Annotated in this window: 16 protein-coding genes; 15 read left to right on the forward strand and 1 reads right to left on the reverse strand. The window is 60.7% G+C overall.

The features are described 5' to 3' along the window. Positions 1 to 56: 56 nt before the first annotated feature. The 5 genes from tsaD to H4I99_RS16725 are packed head-to-tail and all read left to right on the forward strand — an operon-like array spanning position 57 to position 3,554. Positions 57 to 1,154, forward strand: coding sequence for a tRNA (adenosine(37)-N6)-threonylcarbamoyltransferase complex transferase subunit TsaD (gene tsaD, locus H4I99_RS16705; RefSeq protein ID WP_163902025.1), 1,098 nt, complete (start codon positions 57 to 59; stop codon positions 1,152 to 1,154). 2 nt (positions 1,155 to 1,156) lie between these two features. Then, on the forward strand, positions 1,157 to 2,140 hold the full coding sequence (locus H4I99_RS16710; protein ID WP_186663353.1) for an NAD(P)H-dependent glycerol-3-phosphate dehydrogenase: 984 nt from the start codon (positions 1,157 to 1,159) through the stop codon (positions 2,138 to 2,140). A 29-nt stretch (positions 2,141 to 2,169) separates the two neighbouring features. Continuing rightward, positions 2,170 to 2,463 carry a YciI-like protein gene (locus tag H4I99_RS16715; protein ID WP_163902021.1) on the forward strand — a complete coding sequence of 98 codons (294 nt, stop codon included), beginning with the start codon at positions 2,170 to 2,172 and terminating at the stop codon, positions 2,461 to 2,463. Between the two features lie 5 nt (positions 2,464 to 2,468). Continuing rightward, complete coding sequence (locus tag H4I99_RS16720) at positions 2,469 to 2,900, forward strand: EVE domain-containing protein (protein WP_099059572.1); 432 nt, start codon at positions 2,469 to 2,471, stop codon at positions 2,898 to 2,900. Positions 2,901 to 2,909: 9 nt separating this feature from the next. Beyond that, a complete protein-coding gene (locus tag H4I99_RS16725; RefSeq protein WP_163902019.1) occupies positions 2,910 to 3,554 on the forward strand; it encodes a class I SAM-dependent methyltransferase in 645 nt (214 codons plus the stop codon). 15 nt (positions 3,555 to 3,569) lie between these two features. On the opposite strand, the gene H4I99_RS16730 is transcribed toward H4I99_RS16725, so the two are convergent. After that, the gene (locus tag H4I99_RS16730; RefSeq protein ID WP_163902018.1) at positions 3,570 to 3,944 is read right to left on the reverse strand and encodes a hypothetical protein; all 375 of its coding nucleotides are present in this window, start codon (positions 3,942 to 3,944) and stop codon (positions 3,570 to 3,572) included. A 295-nt stretch (positions 3,945 to 4,239) separates the two neighbouring features. Between H4I99_RS16730 and sdhC the strand changes: the two genes are divergently transcribed. From sdhC to H4I99_RS16780, 10 genes are all read left to right on the forward strand, one after another. Continuing rightward, positions 4,240 to 4,635: a succinate dehydrogenase, cytochrome b556 subunit gene (gene sdhC, locus H4I99_RS16735; RefSeq protein ID WP_163902017.1), complete on the forward strand. Its 396-nt coding sequence runs from the start codon at positions 4,240 to 4,242 to the stop codon at positions 4,633 to 4,635. A 10-nt stretch (positions 4,636 to 4,645) separates the two neighbouring features. Further along, entirely contained in the window at positions 4,646 to 5,026 is a 381-nt protein-coding gene (gene sdhD, locus H4I99_RS16740; protein ID WP_163902016.1) for a succinate dehydrogenase, hydrophobic membrane anchor protein, read from the forward strand. Positions 5,027 to 5,032: 6 nt separating this feature from the next. Next, positions 5,033 to 6,874, forward strand: coding sequence for a succinate dehydrogenase flavoprotein subunit (sdhA, locus tag H4I99_RS16745; RefSeq protein WP_163902015.1), 1,842 nt, complete (start codon positions 5,033 to 5,035; stop codon positions 6,872 to 6,874). An 18-nt stretch (positions 6,875 to 6,892) separates the two neighbouring features. Next, positions 6,893 to 7,672, forward strand: coding sequence for a succinate dehydrogenase iron-sulfur subunit (locus H4I99_RS16750; protein ID WP_163902014.1), 780 nt, complete (start codon positions 6,893 to 6,895; stop codon positions 7,670 to 7,672). Positions 7,673 to 7,881: 209 nt separating this feature from the next. Then, the gene (locus H4I99_RS16755; RefSeq protein WP_163905919.1) at positions 7,882 to 8,409 is read left to right on the forward strand and encodes a protease inhibitor Inh/omp19 family protein; all 528 of its coding nucleotides are present in this window, start codon (positions 7,882 to 7,884) and stop codon (positions 8,407 to 8,409) included. 65 nt (positions 8,410 to 8,474) lie between these two features. Beyond that, the gene (gene zapE, locus H4I99_RS16760; protein ID WP_163902013.1) at positions 8,475 to 9,638 is read left to right on the forward strand and encodes a cell division protein ZapE; all 1,164 of its coding nucleotides are present in this window, start codon (positions 8,475 to 8,477) and stop codon (positions 9,636 to 9,638) included. A gap of 177 nt (positions 9,639 to 9,815) precedes the next feature. Beyond that, positions 9,816 to 10,778, forward strand: coding sequence for a malate dehydrogenase (gene mdh / locus H4I99_RS16765; protein ID WP_163902012.1), 963 nt, complete (start codon positions 9,816 to 9,818; stop codon positions 10,776 to 10,778). 33 nt (positions 10,779 to 10,811) lie between these two features. Beyond that, positions 10,812 to 12,005, forward strand: a complete 1,194-nt coding sequence (gene sucC, locus H4I99_RS16770) for an ADP-forming succinate--CoA ligase subunit beta (protein WP_099059565.1) — start codon at positions 10,812 to 10,814, stop codon at positions 12,003 to 12,005. A 17-nt stretch (positions 12,006 to 12,022) separates the two neighbouring features. Beyond that, a complete protein-coding gene (gene sucD / locus H4I99_RS16775; protein WP_099059564.1) occupies positions 12,023 to 12,925 on the forward strand; it encodes a succinate--CoA ligase subunit alpha in 903 nt (300 codons plus the stop codon). A 172-nt stretch (positions 12,926 to 13,097) separates the two neighbouring features. Beyond that, the gene (locus H4I99_RS16780) at positions 13,098 to 16,094 is read left to right on the forward strand and encodes a 2-oxoglutarate dehydrogenase E1 component (RefSeq protein WP_163902011.1); all 2,997 of its coding nucleotides are present in this window, start codon (positions 13,098 to 13,100) and stop codon (positions 16,092 to 16,094) included. Positions 16,095 to 16,099 lie beyond the last annotated feature (5 nt).

The raw sequence follows: 16,099 nt of genomic DNA on the forward strand, positions 1-16,099 counted from the left end.
ACCGACAGTCCTCGTAGACCGGTTTCCGGGTGATCGCAATCAACGAACACAGGCAAATGGCATCCAGACTTCGCATTCTCGGCATCGAGACGAGCTGTGACGAAACGGCCGCGGCCGTCGTCACGCGCCTTGAAGACGGCACCGGCATCATCGAAGGCGACGTGGTTTTGAGCCAGCTCGACGAGCACAGCGCCTATGGCGGCGTGGTTCCCGAGATCGCCGCGCGTGCTCACGTCGAGGCATTGGACAGCCTGATCGAGGAGGCGCTTCAGCGCGCCGGCGTCACGCTGAAGGAGATCGATGCCGTGGCTGCGACATCTGGTCCCGGGCTTATCGGCGGATTGATCGTCGGGCTGATGACCGGCAAGGCTATCGCGCGGGCGGCAGGCAAGCCGCTTTATGCGGTGAACCACCTCGAGGGCCACGCATTGACGGCGCGGCTGACCGACAGCCTCACCTTTCCCTATCTTATGCTGCTGGTTTCCGGCGGCCATACCCAGCTCGTTTTGATCCGTGGTATCGGGGATTACGAGCGCTGGGGCACGACGATCGACGACGCGTTGGGCGAGGCCTTCGACAAGACCGCTAAGCTGCTTGGCCTTGCTTACCCCGGTGGTCCTGCTGTGGAACGGGCGGCAGCGACAGGCAACCCGAAGCGTTTCAATTTTCCCCGGCCGCTCAGGGGCGAGGAGCGCCTCGACTTTTCCTTTTCCGGGCTGAAGACCGCGGTGCGGCAGGCGGCCGAAAGTATCGCTCCTGTCAGCGACCAGGATATTTCCGATATCTGCGCCTCCTTCCAGCGGGCCATTTCCCGCACGCTGGAAGACCGTATCGGGCGCGGCCTGAAACGCTTCCTTGCAGAGTTTCCCGACGTCGAGGGCGTTCCGGCTCTCGTGGTGGCCGGGGGCGTTGCCGCCAATCAGGAACTCAGGCGTACGCTACAGGCGCTTTGCGACGAAAACGGCTTCCGTTTCGTCGCGCCGCCAATGCAGCTTTGCACCGATAATGCCGTGATGATCGCCTGGGCTGGGCTGGAGCGCATGGCGACCGGGGCCGCTCCTGATGATCTCGATGTACAGCCACGTTCGCGCTGGCCGCTCGATTCCGAAGCCAAGGCCGTGATCGGCCACGGAAAGCGGGGAGCAAAGGCATGAACGTGCCGGAACGTATCGCCGTAATCGGCGCGGGTGCCTTCGGCACGGCGCTGGCTGCCGTTATCGCCATCGAAGGGCGGGCGCAGGTGACGCTCGTGGGACGCGAGGCGGCACTGATGGCGGATCTGGCGTCGAGCAGGGTTCACGAGGCAGCCCTTCCGGGCATCGCTCTGCCGGAAAGGCTCGCCTTTTCAGCCGATCTTTCGGTGATTTCGAAGGCGGGCATCGTGCTTTTCGCCATGCCGTCGCAGGCACAGGTGGAAGCCGCCCGGCAGTACGGGCCTTATCTTTCCGAAGATGCTGTGGTCGTTACCTGCGCCAAGGGGATCGACCGCAGTTCCGCGCGTCTGTTGACGGATGTGCTCGAGGAAGCCTTGCCGAACCATGCTATCGCCGTGCTTTCGGGGCCGGGTTTTGCGGCGGATATCGCCGGCGGCCTGCCGACGGCCATGGCGGTTGCGGCGGGTGAACATGCGGTTGCGGAGCGGCTGGCGCGGGCGATTTCGGGCCGGACCTTCCGGCTCTATGCTTCCACCGACCGGACCGGCGTGCAGCTTGGCGGGGCACTTAAGAACGTGCTGGCGATTGCCTGCGGCATCGTCGAGGGCATGGGACTGGGCGATTCCGCGCGTGCGGCGCTGATCGCCCGCGGACTTGCTGAAATGTCGCGTTTCGTCGAGGCCATGGGCGGCAAGGCGGAAACCGTCAGCGGACTTTCCGGTCTCGGCGATCTTGTGCTGACCGCCACCAGTCACCAGTCGCGCAACCTGCGTTTCGGCATCTCGCTCGGGCGCGGGGAGCCGATCGATTTTTCTCGCGGCCAGCTTGTCGAAGGTGCCTTTGCGGCGGCCGTCGCGTCGCGTCTGGCAGAAGGTCTGGGAGTTCGCATGCCGATCACCGATGCGGTGGCGCAGGTCATCGACGGCAGCCTCGAAATTCCGACCGCCATCGAACAGCTGATGTCGCGGCCGATCACCACCGAATGACCAAAACCGATTGCAACAGGAGAAATGCGATGCTTTTTGCCTTTATCTGCAAGGATAAGCCCGGCCACCTAAATGTGCGGATGGAGACCCGTCCGGCTCATCTCGAGCATCTGAACAAGCTCAATGCCGAGGGAACCCTGAAGATCGCCGGCCCCTTTCTAGATGCCGAAGGCAAGCCGAATGGCAGTCTAGTGATCGTGGAAGCCGCAGATATCGATGCCGCCAAAGCTCTGGCCGATGCCGATCCCTATGCAAAGGCCGGTCTTTTCGAAAGCGTAGAGGTAAAGCCCTACAACTGGGTTTTCAACAATCCGGAGGCATGAGCGGAATGGCTTTCTGGCTCTACAAGTCGGAACCCTTCAAGTGGTCCTGGCAGATGCAGAAGGATGCGGGCGCGGCCGGCACCGAATGGACCGGCGTGCGAAACTATCTCGCGCGCAACAACATGCGGGCGATGAAGATCGGCGACAAGGGGTTCTTTTACCATTCGAACGAGGGGCTGGAGATCGTCGGGATCACCGAGGTCTGCGCGCTTTCCCATCCAGATTCGACGGCCGAGGGTGATGCCCGCTGGGACTGTGTCGATATTCGCGCCGTAATTGACATGCCGAAGCCGGTTTCGCTGAAGGACGTCAAGGCAAGTGAAAAGCTTGCCAAAATGTCGCTCGTCACCTCGATGCGCCTTTCCGTCCAGCCGGTGACGGAGGAGGAGTATTTTGAGGTTTGCCGCATGGGCGGCCTTGAAAACCCGCCGGTTTGAGGTTCGTCCTTGGTTACCGATCCGGAGACCTTCATTCTCGCCAATACCAGCCTGATGGCTCCGCCACATGTGCCGGAGATCCGGCTTCGGCTGGCAAGTGAGGTGCACGATCTCTGGCTGAAAACCGAGGATGATCTCAAGGAAATCGGCCTGCCTCCGCCGTTCTGGGCATTCGCCTGGGCCGGAGGGCAGGGGCTTGCCCGCTACATACTGGACCATCCGGAGACGGTCGCTGGCAAGAGCGTAGTGGATTTCGCCAGTGGATCGGGTCTGGTAGCGATTGCCGCAGCGCTTGCGGGGGCAAAAAGCGTACTTGCGGTCGATATCGATCCCTGGGCAAGGACGGCGGTCAGGCTCAATGCCGAGGCCAACGGCGTAAGCGTCGATTTTTCAGGCGACGACTTCATCGGACAGTCGCTCGACATTGATCTGCTTCTTGCCGGCGACGTTTTCTACGACCGGGATTTTGCGGCCGCACTGGTCGAGTGGTTCACGCGCCTCTCGGCCGGTGGCGTCACGGTTCTGGTGGGCGACCCGGGGCGCAGCTACCGTCCGACCGAACGGCTGGAGCCGCTCGCCACCTATGAGGTGCCTGTTACGCGTGTGCTAGAGGACAGCGAGGTGAAGAAGACGACGGTGTGGAAGTTCCGCTGAGGTCCTGTTAACGGGTCAGCGTGGACGGATGACGCATACGCCTGCTTCGAATGAGCATGCGCCATCGCCGGTTTCCGCATCGATTTCGATGATCTTTGCCTTTGGCGGCTGGTAGGTTGTGCGATTATTCACCGGCCATTTCTCGATCGCCATGTAGATGCCTGTGCCCTTAACGCGCACTGCGGTGAGGGAACCGGCGAAAGTGCCGAGACCCGGAACGACGGAAGGCAGGCCGTTGCCGCCGATGACGGCGCCGCCGTTATGGTGAGAAGAGACGTGTCGGTTATGTTGGTAGGGGCGGTCGTTGCCTGCCTGGAGGGGCGCCGATACGAGAACTGCGCATGTCGCTGTCAGGACGAAAAGCCCTTTCAATCCAATAGCCAAGACCATGGCCTACCCCTCGCAAACGTGACGCGATTAACAAAAAGTTAACGCCACTTTGCCGGATTTTCGCCCCGAAGTCATCCCGCCACGGCGAATTTCTACGGCGCGAGTTAACCTGCAGGTAGGCATAAAGTTCTATCCATCCGAATCGATTAAATTGAAAACGTCAAGCAATAGTGCTTGTCGCGCGACATTTCGGGGATTAAACGTCGCCGTTGATGCAATGCACCAAGCTTTTTTTGGGCATTGCCACGGAGGATGTCCGAGATCTCGGACCGCATTGCAACGCCGCGAGGTTCTGATGGCGAATGTGACAAATAACCGGCCATTGTCGCCGCATCTGCAAATCTACAAGCCGATCCCGACCATGGTCATGTCGATCCTGCATCGCATTACCGGTGGCGCTCTTTATTTCGGCACCCTGCTCGTGGCCTGGTGGCTGATCGCAGCCTCGACGGGCGCTGCCTATTTCGAGTGGGTCAGCTGGTTCATGGGCACTTTTATCGGCCGCCTGATCCTGTTCGGTTACACCTGGGCTCTGGTTCATCATATGCTCGGCGGTCTGCGCCACCTGATGTGGGACCTCGGCTACGGCTTCGACAAGCATTTCTCGACCAAGCTCGCCAAGGCCATGTTCGCCGGTTCGGTGGTGCTTACCCTGGTGATCTGGGTGATCGCCTACATCGTTCGCGCTTGAGGTGATTTCCATGGATATGCGTACTCCTCTCGGCAAGGTTCGCGGTCTCGGTTCGGCAAAGGATGGAACCGAACATTTCTGGCGCCAGCGCGTGACAGCCGTCGCCAACATTCCGCTCATAATCTTCTTCGTCGGCTTCGTGGTTCTCTACGGAGGCTCGCCTTACGCAGAAGTCGTCAGCGCGCTTTCGAACCCCCTCGTCGCCGTGATCATGGGTCTCGTGGTCATTTCGGGTCTCATCCACATGAAGCTTGGCATGCAGGTGATCATCGAGGACTACGTCCATGCGGAAGTGGTCAAGTTCCTTCTCCTGATGCTCAACACGTTCTTCACGATCCTGATCGGCGGTCTCTGTCTTTTCGCCATCTTGAAGATCGCATTCGTAGGGTAATTCAACATGGCATCGATCAGCTCTCCCGCCCAGAACGGCAAGGCCTACAAGTATGTCGACCATTCCTATGACGTTGTCGTCGTAGGTGCCGGCGGCGCCGGTCTGCGCGCCACGCTCGGCATGGCCGAACAGGGCTTCAAGACCGCCTGCATCACCAAGGTCTTCCCAACCCGCTCGCACACCGTTGCTGCGCAGGGCGGCATTGCGGCCTCGCTTACCAACATGACGCCTGACTGCTGGCAGTGGCACCTTTACGACACCGTCAAGGGTTCCGATTGGCTCGGCGACGTGGACGCCATGCAGTATCTCGCCATGGAAGCGCCGAAGGCCGTCTATGAGCTCGAGCATTACGGCGTCCCCTTCTCGCGTAACGAGGAAGGCAAGATCTACCAGCGCCCGTTTGGCGGCCACATGCAGAACTACGGCGAAGGCCCGCCGGTACAGCGCACCTGCGCTGCCGCCGACCGTACCGGCCATGCCATTCTGCATACGCTTTATGGCCAGTCGCTGCGCAACAATGCCGAATTCTTCATCGAGTATTTCGCGCTCGACCTGATCATGTCGGCCGATGGCCGCTGCACCGGCGTCGTTGCCTGGAACCTCGACGACGGCACGATCCATCGCTTCTCGGCGAAGATGGTGGTTCTTGCGACCGGCGGTTACGGCCGCGCCTACTTTTCGGCGACCTCCGCCCACACCTGCACGGGTGACGGCGGCGGCATGATCGCCCGCGCCAACCTGCCGCTGCAGGACATGGAATTCGTGCAGTTCCATCCGACCGGCATTTACGGCGCAGGCTGCCTGATCACCGAGGGTGCACGCGGCGAAGGCGGCTATCTCGTCAACTCGGAAGGCGAGCGCTTCATGGAGCGCTATGCTCCCTCGGCGAAGGACCTTGCCTCGCGCGACGTCGTTTCTCGCTGCATGACGATGGAAATCCGTGAAGGCCGAGGCGTCGGCAAGAACAAGGATCACATCTTCCTGCACCTCGACCACCTCGATCCCGCTGTTCTGCACGAGCGCCTGCCGGGTATTTCGGAAAGCGCCAAGATCTTTGCGGGCGTCGACGTGACCCGCGAACCGATCCCGGTTCTTCCGACCGTTCATTACAACATGGGCGGCATCCCGACGAACTACTGGGGCGAAGTGCTGAACGCCGATGCCGACAACCCGGAACGTATCGCGCCCGGCTTGATGGCCGTCGGCGAAGCCGGTTGCGCCTCGGTGCATGGTGCGAACCGCCTCGGCTCCAACTCGCTGATCGACCTCGTGGTCTTCGGCCGTGCCGCCGCCATCCGTGCCGGGCAGGTGATCGACAAGTCCGAGCCGGTGCCCGCGCTCGACATCGCTGCCTGCGACAAGATCATGGAACGCTTCGACGGCATTCGCCATGCCAACGGCTCGACCCCGACCGCCGTGCTGCGCGACAAGATGCAGCGCGCCATGCAGGAAGACGCCGCCGTGTTCCGCACCCAGGAAGCGCTGGAGAGCGGCTGCCGCCGCATATCGGCTATCTGGAAGGAACTGCCGGACGTCAAGGTCACAGACCGGTCGCTGGTCTGGAACTCGGATCTCGTCGAGACGCTCGAACTGCACAATCTGATGGCCAACGCCATCACGACGGTCTATGGCGCTGAAGCGCGCAAGGAAAGCCGCGGCAGCCACGCTCGCGAAGACTATGTCGACGGTCCGTTCGCCGGCCGCGACGACGTCAACTGGCGCAAGCACACGCTGGCCTGGGTTTCCGAAGCTGGCGATGTGAAGCTCGACTATCGTCCTGTTCATACCGACCTGATTGCCGACGGCATCGATCCCAAGAAGATCGCGCCGAAGGCCCGCGTCTATTGATCTGAAGAGGAACTGGACATGGTTGAACTCGCTCTCCCCAAGAACTCCCAGATCACCGAAGGCAAGGTATGGCCGAAGCCGGCCGGGGCCAAGAACGTCCGAGAATATCGGATCTATCGCTGGAACCCGGACGACGGTCAGAATCCGCGGATCGATACCTACTACATCGACGTCGACGATTGCGGTCCGATGGTGCTCGACGGTCTGCTCTATATCAAGAATAAGATCGATCCGACGCTGACGTTGCGCCGCTCCTGCCGTGAAGGCATTTGCGGTTCCTGCGCCATGAACATCGACGGCACCAACACGCTCGCATGCACCAAGGGCATGGACGAGGTCAACGGCACGGTGAAGGTCTATCCGCTGCCGCACATGCCGGTGGTCAAGGATCTGGTGCCGGATCTTACCAACTTCTATGCCCAGCATCGTTCGATCGAGCCTTGGCTGAAGACGGTTTCGCCGCCGCCGGCCAAGGAATGGAAGCAGAGCCACGAGGATCGCCTGAAGCTCGACGGTCTCTACGAGTGCATTCTGTGCGCTTGCTGCTCGACCTCCTGTCCGAGCTACTGGTGGAACGGCGACCGTTACCTCGGTCCCGCCGTCCTGCTACAGGCCTATCGCTGGCTGATCGACAGCCGCGACGAAGCCAAGGGTGAACGCCTCGACAACCTGGAAGATCCTTTCCGGCTCTATCGCTGCCACACCATCATGAACTGCGCGCAGGCCTGCCCAAAGGGGCTGAACCCGGCCAAGGCGATCGCGGAAATCAAGAAGATGATGGTCGAGCGTCGCGTCTGATCCGGTTCGATCCTGTCTGCTTTCGGGAATGGGTTGCATTTTGACCGATGTAGCCCATTTACCATATCGTAATGCGATTCAGTCTTGTTGAAAGACGGTGTGCGGAGTTTGCGAGGCCTGCTGTCTTGATTCGAGCAGGGCGTTTGCGATAATTCCGCCGTGTTTTCGTATGAGAAACCGGCCAGAAGCGGTCAACCGGGAGTATGATGATGAAGTTGAAGTATGCGGCAACGGGGGTCGCGATCGTTCTTTCGCTCGCTGGCTGCCAGCGAACCTCCTATAGCGGCCTTGATCAGCAGAATAGCGCACTTCCGCCGCTGCAGGCTCAGCCGGTTCCCTCCGTACAGTCCGGTCAGTTGCCTCCTCCCGGAGCAGCCGGAAACGGCCAGTTCCCGGCTGCTCCCGCAGCCGCTGCGCCTGGCTCGGGTATGAGCGATGCCGCCCCCGCGACGGCCATGGACGTGACCAAGGAATCCATGGTCGGCAACTGGAAGGTTTCCAACGGTGGCGCTTCCTGCGACATGTTCTTGACGCTCACCAATCTCGGCAGCGGTTCGCGCGGTGGTACACGTGGTTGCGCAGGTGAACTGACCCAGATGGGCTCTTGGGAGGTTTCCGGCAAGCAGGTGGTCCTCAAGGACCGCAACGGTAATGCCATCGGCCGCGTCTACAAGAGTGCCGATGCCCGCTTCGATGGCTCTACCTCGAGCGGCCAGCCAATCAGCCTCAGCCGGTAAGTTTTCTCCCTTCATGCCGTGCGGGTCGATGCCGAGGCGGCGCCCGCTCCGGCGGAGCATTTTGCATGCAGCCCATTCCGGATTACGCCTCAAGCGTGGCCGAGCAGCTCAAGTCGATGACCGAGGCCGGCACGCTGATGGCGGACAAGGCGCAGATGGAGGTTGCAAACCATCTCGACCGCATTCTCCATGACCTGAAACAACGCCGGCCGGCCGCCAAGAAGAGCGCGCTGGGCTGGATGTTCGCACAGAAGCGCAAGCCGCAGCAGCCAGTGCGCGGCCTTTACGTGCATGGTAGCGTTGGCCGCGGCAAGACCATGCTGATGGACCTCTTCTTCCGGATGGCGCCGGTGGAAAAGAAGCGCCGGGCGCATTTTCACGAATTCATGGCCGATGTGCATGGCCGCATCCACGCGCATCGCCAAAAGCTGAAGAATGGCGAGACCAAGCAGGCCGATCCGGTGCCGCCGGTGGCGATGGCGCTGCGCGAGGAAGCAGAGCTTCTTTGCTTCGACGAATTCACTGTGACGGATATTGCCGATGCAATGATCCTGGCGCGCCTCTTCACCGAGCTCTTCGCGCGGGGCTGCACACTGGTTGCCACCTCCAACGTCGAGCCTGAAAATCTCTATCGGGATGGTTTGAACCGCGGCCTCTTCCTGCCGTTCATCGCATTGTTGAAGCGGCATGTCGAGGTGACGACGTTGGATTCTCCAGTCGATTACCGGCTGGAGAAGCTTGAAAGCCTGCCGGTCTATACGGCACCTCTTTCGGCCGAGGCAGACCGTCTCATGGATATTGCGTGGGAGAGGACCACCGACGGTAGGCGCGAGATTGCGACCGAGATCGAAATGAAGGGGCGCAGTGTTCCCGTTCCGCGCGCGGCGGGCCGGGCTGCCCGGTTCTCCTTCGCCGAGCTTTGCGCACAGCCGCTCGGGGCATCGGACTTTCTCGAGATTGCCCGTCGGTTTGACGTCATCTTTATCGATCACATTCCTCTGCTCGGACCGCAGAAGCGCAACGAGACCAAGCGGTTTATCATTCTGATTGATGCTCTCTACGATGCTTCCGTTCGTCTCTTTGCCTCTGCGGCTGCGATGCCGGAAGAGCTGTTGACAGAGAAGAAGGGCACCGAGGGATTCGAGTTCGACCGTACTATTTCGCGGCTTTTCGAAATGCGTAGCGCCGACTATCTTGCACTTCATCAAGCCGCACGTGCGAAGATTTGACAGTTTTACGTCGATAAATTTGACGTTTACGTAAGATAATAATCATCTAACCGATTGAAAATACTGGATCAGAAATAATCGGTTGCAGTTTTTCTCAAGTAGGGATATGCGGTTTCGCACAAGGGTGGGCAGCCAATCCCTGTCGCCTTGGTTTTGGATCTAAAAGGAAGCACTTCAATGGCGCGCAATAAGATCGCTCTTATCGGTTCTGGAATGATTGGTGGTACGCTGGCTCATCTGGCCGGTCTCAAGGAGCTGGGCGACATCGTCCTGTTCGACATTGCCGACGGCATCCCGCAGGGCAAGGGCCTTGATATCGCCCAGTCGTCCCCCGTTGAAGGCTTCAACGCAAAGCTGACCGGCGCCAGCGATTACTCGGCCATCGAAGGCGCAGACGTTTGCATCGTCACCGCTGGTGTTGCCCGCAAGCCGGGCATGAGCCGCGACGACCTTCTCGGCATCAACCTGAAGGTCATGGAGCAGGTCGGCGCCGGCATCAAGAAGTATGCTCCGAACGCCTTCGTCATCTGCATCACCAACCCGCTCGACGCGATGGTCTGGGCGCTGCAGAAGTTCTCCGGCCTCCCGACCAACAAGGTCGTCGGCATGGCAGGTGTTCTTGACTCCGCCCGTTTCCGCCTCTTCCTCTCCGAAGAGTTCAAGGTTTCCGTTCAGGACGTTACCGCATTCGTTCTTGGCGGCCATGGCGACACCATGGTGCCGCTTGCTCGGTACTCCACCGTTGGCGGCATTCCGCTGACCGACCTCGTCAAGATGGGCTGGGTCACCAAGGAGCGCCTGGAAGAAATCATCCAGCGCACCCGTGATGGCGGCGCCGAAATCGTTGGCCTGCTCAAGACCGGTTCGGCCTACTACGCTCCGGCCGCTTCCGCCATCGAGATGGCTGAATCCTACCTCAAGGACAAGAAGCGCGTTCTGCCGGCCGCTGCATATCTCTCCGGCCAGTACGGCGTGAAGGACATGTATGTCGGCGTTCCGACGATCATCGGTGCGGGCGGCGTCGAGCGCGTCATCGAAGTAGAATTCACCAAGGCAGAAGAAGAAGCCTTCCAGAAGTCCGTTGGCGCTGTCGCCGGTCTTTGCGAAGCCTGCATCAATATCGCCCCCGCCCTCAAGTAATCCGCCTTAGAGGCCCAATACAGGGACAAGACGATGAATATTCATGAATACCAGGCCAAGGCCCTTCTGAAGGGCTACGGCGCACCGGTCGCGGAAGGTGTCGCGATCCTCAAGGCTGAAGAGGCGGAAGCTGCTGCCAAGTCTCTTCCCGGCCCGCTTTACGTGGTCAAGAGCCAGATCCACGCCGGCGGCCGCGGCAAGGGCAAGTTCAAGGAACTCGGCCCGGAAGCCAAAGGTGGCGTTCGTCTGGCCAAGTCGATCGATGAGGTCGTCGCCAACGTCAAGGAAATGCTCGGCAACACGCTGGTAACCGCGCAGACCGGCGAAGCCGGCAAGCAAGTCAACCGCCTTTACATCGAAGACGGCGCCGACATCGCTCGCGAACTCTATTGCTCGCTGCTGGTCGACCGTTCGGTCGGTCGTGTTGCCTTCGTCGTCTCGACCGAAGGCGGCATGGACATCGAGGCTGTCGCCCACGACACGCCGGAGAAGATCCACACCATCGCCATCGATCCGGAAGCCGGCGTCACGGCTGACGACGTCGCGAAGATCGTCAAGGCGCTCGAGCTGACCGGCGCTGCTGCCGAAGATGCCAAGTCGCTCTTCCCGATCCTCTACAAGGCGTTCAACGAGAAGGACATGTCCCTTCTCGAAATCAACCCGCTGATCGTCATGACCAATGGCCACCTGCGCGTTCTCGACGCCAAGGTTTCCTTCGACGGCAACGCGTTGTTCCGTCACGACGACGTCCGCGCACTGCGTGACGAAACCGAGGAAGACGCCAAGGAAATCGAGGCCTCCAAGTGGGATCTCGCCTACGTGGCTCTCGACGGCAACATCGGCTGCATGGTCAACGGCGCAGGCCTTGCCATGGCGACGATGGACATCATCAAGCTCTACGGCAAGGAGCCGGCAAACTTCTGCGACGTCGGCGGTGGCGCCGGCAAGGAAAAGGTTGCTGCAGCCTTCAAGATCATCACGGCTGACCCGAAGGTCGAGGGCATCCTCGTCAACATCTTCGGTGGCATCATGAAGTGCGACGTCATCGCCGAAGGCGTTGTCGCTGCGGTTCAGGAAGTCGGCCTGAAGGTTCCGCTCGTCGTTCGCCTCGAAGGCACCAATGTCGAGCTTGGCAAGAAGATCCTGAACGAATCGGGTCTGGCGATCACCGCAGCCGACGATCTGGACGATGCTGCGAAGAAGATCGTAGCCGCGATCAACGGCTAATTGAGGGACCTGAACCAATGTCGATTCTCGTCAATAAGAACACCAAGGTCCTCGTTCAGGGCCTGACCGGCAAGACCGGCACCTTCCACACCGAACAGGCGCTCGCCTATTACGGTACGCAGATGGTTGGCGGTATCCACCCGAAGAAGGGTGGCGAAACCTGGACCGGCTCCAAGGGCGAAACCCTGCCGATCTTCGCTTCCGTTGCCGAAGCCAAGGACAAGACCGGTGCAGACGCGACCGTGATCTACGTTCCGCCGGCAGGTGCAGCCGAAGCGATCATCGAGGCGATCGACGCCGAGATCCCGTTCATAACCTGCATCACCGAGGGTATCCCGGTCATGGACATGGTGCGGGTCAAGGCCAAGCTCGACAAGTCCAAGTCGCGCCTGCTCGGCCCGAACTGCCCGGGTATCCTGACGCCGGAAGAATGCAAGATCGGCATCATGCCGGGCTCCATCTTCCGCAAGGGTTCGGTCGGTATTGTTTCGCGCTCCGGCACGCTTACCTATGAAGCCGTGTTCCAGACCTCGAATGAAGGCCTCGGCCAGACCACCGCTGTCGGTATCGGCGGCGACCCGGTCAAGGGCACCGAGTTCATCGACGTCCTGGAAATGTTCCTGGCCGACGAAGCCACAACCTCGATCATCATGATCGGCGAAATCGGCGGCTCGGCCGAAGAGGATGCTGCACAGTTCCTCATCGACGAAGCCAAGAAGGGCCGCAAGAAGCCGATGGCCGGCTTCATCGCTGGTCGTACGGCTCCGAAGGGCCGCACGATGGGTCACGCTGGCGCCGTGGTTTCGGGCGGCAAGGGCGATGCGGAATCGAAGATCGCAGCCATGGAAGCTGCCGGCATCAAGGTTTCGCCTTCGCCGGCACGCCTTGGCAAGACGCTGGTCGAAGTCCTCAAGGGCTGAGACCTGAAAAGCATGCGCCAGGCAGGGCGGATCCACAGGGGTCCCCTTGCCTGGATTTGGCATTTTAGAGTCCCTGAATGCAATTTGCGTTCGGGTTGATGCAAAGCGGCAGGCCGGGCGTCCGGCCATCATCTTAAAGTCGGGAGGCGAGCGGAGACGTTCGCAGAACACAATGGGTAGGCAAGAAGCCAACGAGCAATTTCTGATCACGTCCTTCCTCGACGGATCGAATGCTGCCTATATCGAGCAGCTCTATGCGCGCTATGAGGATGACCCCTCCTCGGTTTCGGCCGAATGGCAGGCCTTCTTCAAGGCACTGGCCGATAACCCGGCCGACGTGAAAAAGGCTGCTGCGGGCGCCTCCTGGCAGCGCAAGAACTGGCCGATCCCGGCACAGGGCGAGCTGGTGTCGGCCCTCGACGGCAACTGGGGCGTGATCGAAAAGGTCATCGAAACCAAGGTCAAGGCCAAGGCTGAAGCGACTGCTGCCGCAACCGGCAAGCCGGCCAGCGAGGCCGAGGTGCTGCAGGCGACCCGCGATTCCGTCCGGGCCATCATGATGATCCGCGCCTATCGCATGCGCGGCCACCTGCACGCCAATCTCGATCCGCTCGGTCTGGCCGTCCCGGTTGAGGACTACAACGAGCTTTCGCCGGTCGCCTACGGCTTCAGCGAAGCCGATTTCGGCCGCAGGATCTTCATCGACAACGTCCTTGGTCTCGAATACGCGACCATCCCGGAGATGCTCGATATCCTGAAGCGGACCTATTGCTCGACCATTGGCGTCGAGTTCATGCACATGTCCAATCCGGATGAAAAGTCCTGGATCCAGGAACGTATCGAAGGTCCGGACAAGGGCGTGGACTTCACACCGAACGGCAAGAAGGCCATCCTTTCCAAGCTGATCGAGGCCGAAGGCTTCGAACAGTTCATCGACGTCAAGTACAAGGGCACCAAGCGCTTCGGTCTCGACGGCGGCGAATCCCTGATCCCGGCGCTTGAGCAGATCATCAAGCGCGGTGGCCAGGAAGGACTCGAGGAGATCGTCTTCGGTATGGCCCACCGTGGTCGTCTGAACGTTCTGACCAATGTCATGGCGAAGCCGCACCGCGCCGTGTTCCATGAGTTCAAGGGCGGTTCGTTCAAGCCTGACGAAGTCGAAGGTTCGGGCGATGTGAAGTACCACCTCGGCGCTTCCTCCGACCGCGAGTTCGACGGCAACAAGGTTCACCTGTCCTTGACCGCCAACCCGTCGCACCTGGAAATCGTCAACCCGGTCGTCATGGGCAAGGCCCGCGCCAAGCAGGACCAGCTCGCCAAGGTCTGGGACGGCGACATCATTCCGCTTCGTGAACGCGCCAAGGTGCTGCCACTGCTTCTGCACGGCGATGCGGCCTTTGCCGGACAGGGCGTCGTTGCCGAAATCCTCGGGCTTTCCGGTCTGCGCGGCCACCGCGTTGCCGGTACGATGCACTTCATCATCAACAACCAGATCGGCTTCACCACCAATCCGGCATTCTCGCGTTCGTCGCCTTATCCGTCGGACGTCGCCAAGATGATCGAAGCGCCGATCTTCCACGTCAATGGCGACGATCCGGAAGCGGTCGTCTATGCCGCCAAGATCGCGACCGAATACCGGATGAAGTTCCACAAGCCGGTCGTCATTGACATGTTCTGCTACCGCCGCTTCGGCCATAACGAAGGCGATGAGCCCGCGTTCACCCAGCCGAAGATGTACAAGGCGATCCGCGCCCACAAGACCGTGGTTCAGCTTTATGCTGACCGCCTGATCGCCGAGGGTCTGATCACCGAAGGCGAATTCGAGAAGATGAAGGCCGACTGGCGCGCCCACCTCGAACAGGAGTTCGAGGCCGGTCAGTCCTACAAGCCGAACAAGGCCGACTGGCTGGATGGCGTATGGTCGGGCCTTCGCGCTGCCGACAACGCCGACGAGCAGCGTCGCGGCAAGACCGCCGTGCCGATGAAGTCGCTGAAGGAAATCGGCCGTAAGCTGTCGACCATTCCGGAAGGCTTCAAGGCGCACCGCACGATCCAGCGTTTCATGGACAATCGCGCCCAGATGGTGGAGACCGGCGAGGGCCTAGACTGGGCCATGGGCGAGGCGCTTGCCTTCGGTTCGCTGGCCGTCGAGGGGCACAAGATCCGCCTGTCGGGCCAGGATTGCGAACGCGGCACCTTCTCGCAGCGCCATTCGGTTCTCTACGATCAGGAGACCGAAGAGCGCTACATCCCGCTCGCCAACCTCGCTGCGAACCAGGCTCGCTACGAAGTCATCAACTCGATGCTTTCGGAAGAGGCAGTGCTCGGTTTCGAATATGGCTATTCGCTGGCTCGTCCCAACGCACTGACCCTCTGGGAAGCCCAGTTCGGCGACTTCGCCAACGGTGCGCAGGTCGTCTTCGACCAGTTCATCTCGTCGGGCGAACGCAAGTGGCTGCGTATGTCCGGTCTCGTCTGCCTTCTGCCACACGGTTATGAAGGTCAGGGTCCGGAACACTCGTCCGCCCGTCTGGAGCGCTGGCTGCAGATGTGTGCCGAGGACAACATGCAGGTCGCCAACTGCACCACGCCGGCGAACTACTTCCACATCCTGCGCCGTCAGGTGAAGCGCGACTTCCGCAAGCCGCTCATCCTTATGACGCCGAAGTCCCTGCTCCGCCACAAGCGTGCTGTCTCCAGCCTGTCCGAAATGGCTGGCGAGAGCTCGTTCCACCGCCTGCTGTGGGATGATGCGGAGGTCATCAAGGACGGTCCGATCAAGCTGCAGAAGGACAACAAAATCCGCCGCGTCGTCATGTGCACCGGCAAGGTCTACTACGATCTTCTGGAAGAGCGCGAAAAGCGTGGCATCGATGACATCTACCTGCTGCGCGTCGAACAGCTCTATCCGTTCCCGGCCAAGGCGCTGATCAACGAGCTCAGCCGTTTCCGCAATGCGGAGATGGTCTGGTGCCAGGAAGAGCCGAAGAACATGGGCGCATGGTCGTTCATCGATCCTTATCTCGAGTGGGTTCTGGCTCACATCGACGCCAAGTACCAGCGGGTTCGCTACACGGGCCGTCCGGCCGCGGCATCGCCCGCAACCGGCCTGATGTCGAAGCATCTCGCCCAGCTCGAGGCCTTCCTCGAGGATGCGCTGGGGGGCTGATAGCC

The organism is Paenirhizobium daejeonense (genome assembly GCF_014280875.1).
Taxonomy (GTDB): domain Bacteria; phylum Pseudomonadota; class Alphaproteobacteria; order Rhizobiales; family Rhizobiaceae; genus Allorhizobium; species Allorhizobium daejeonense.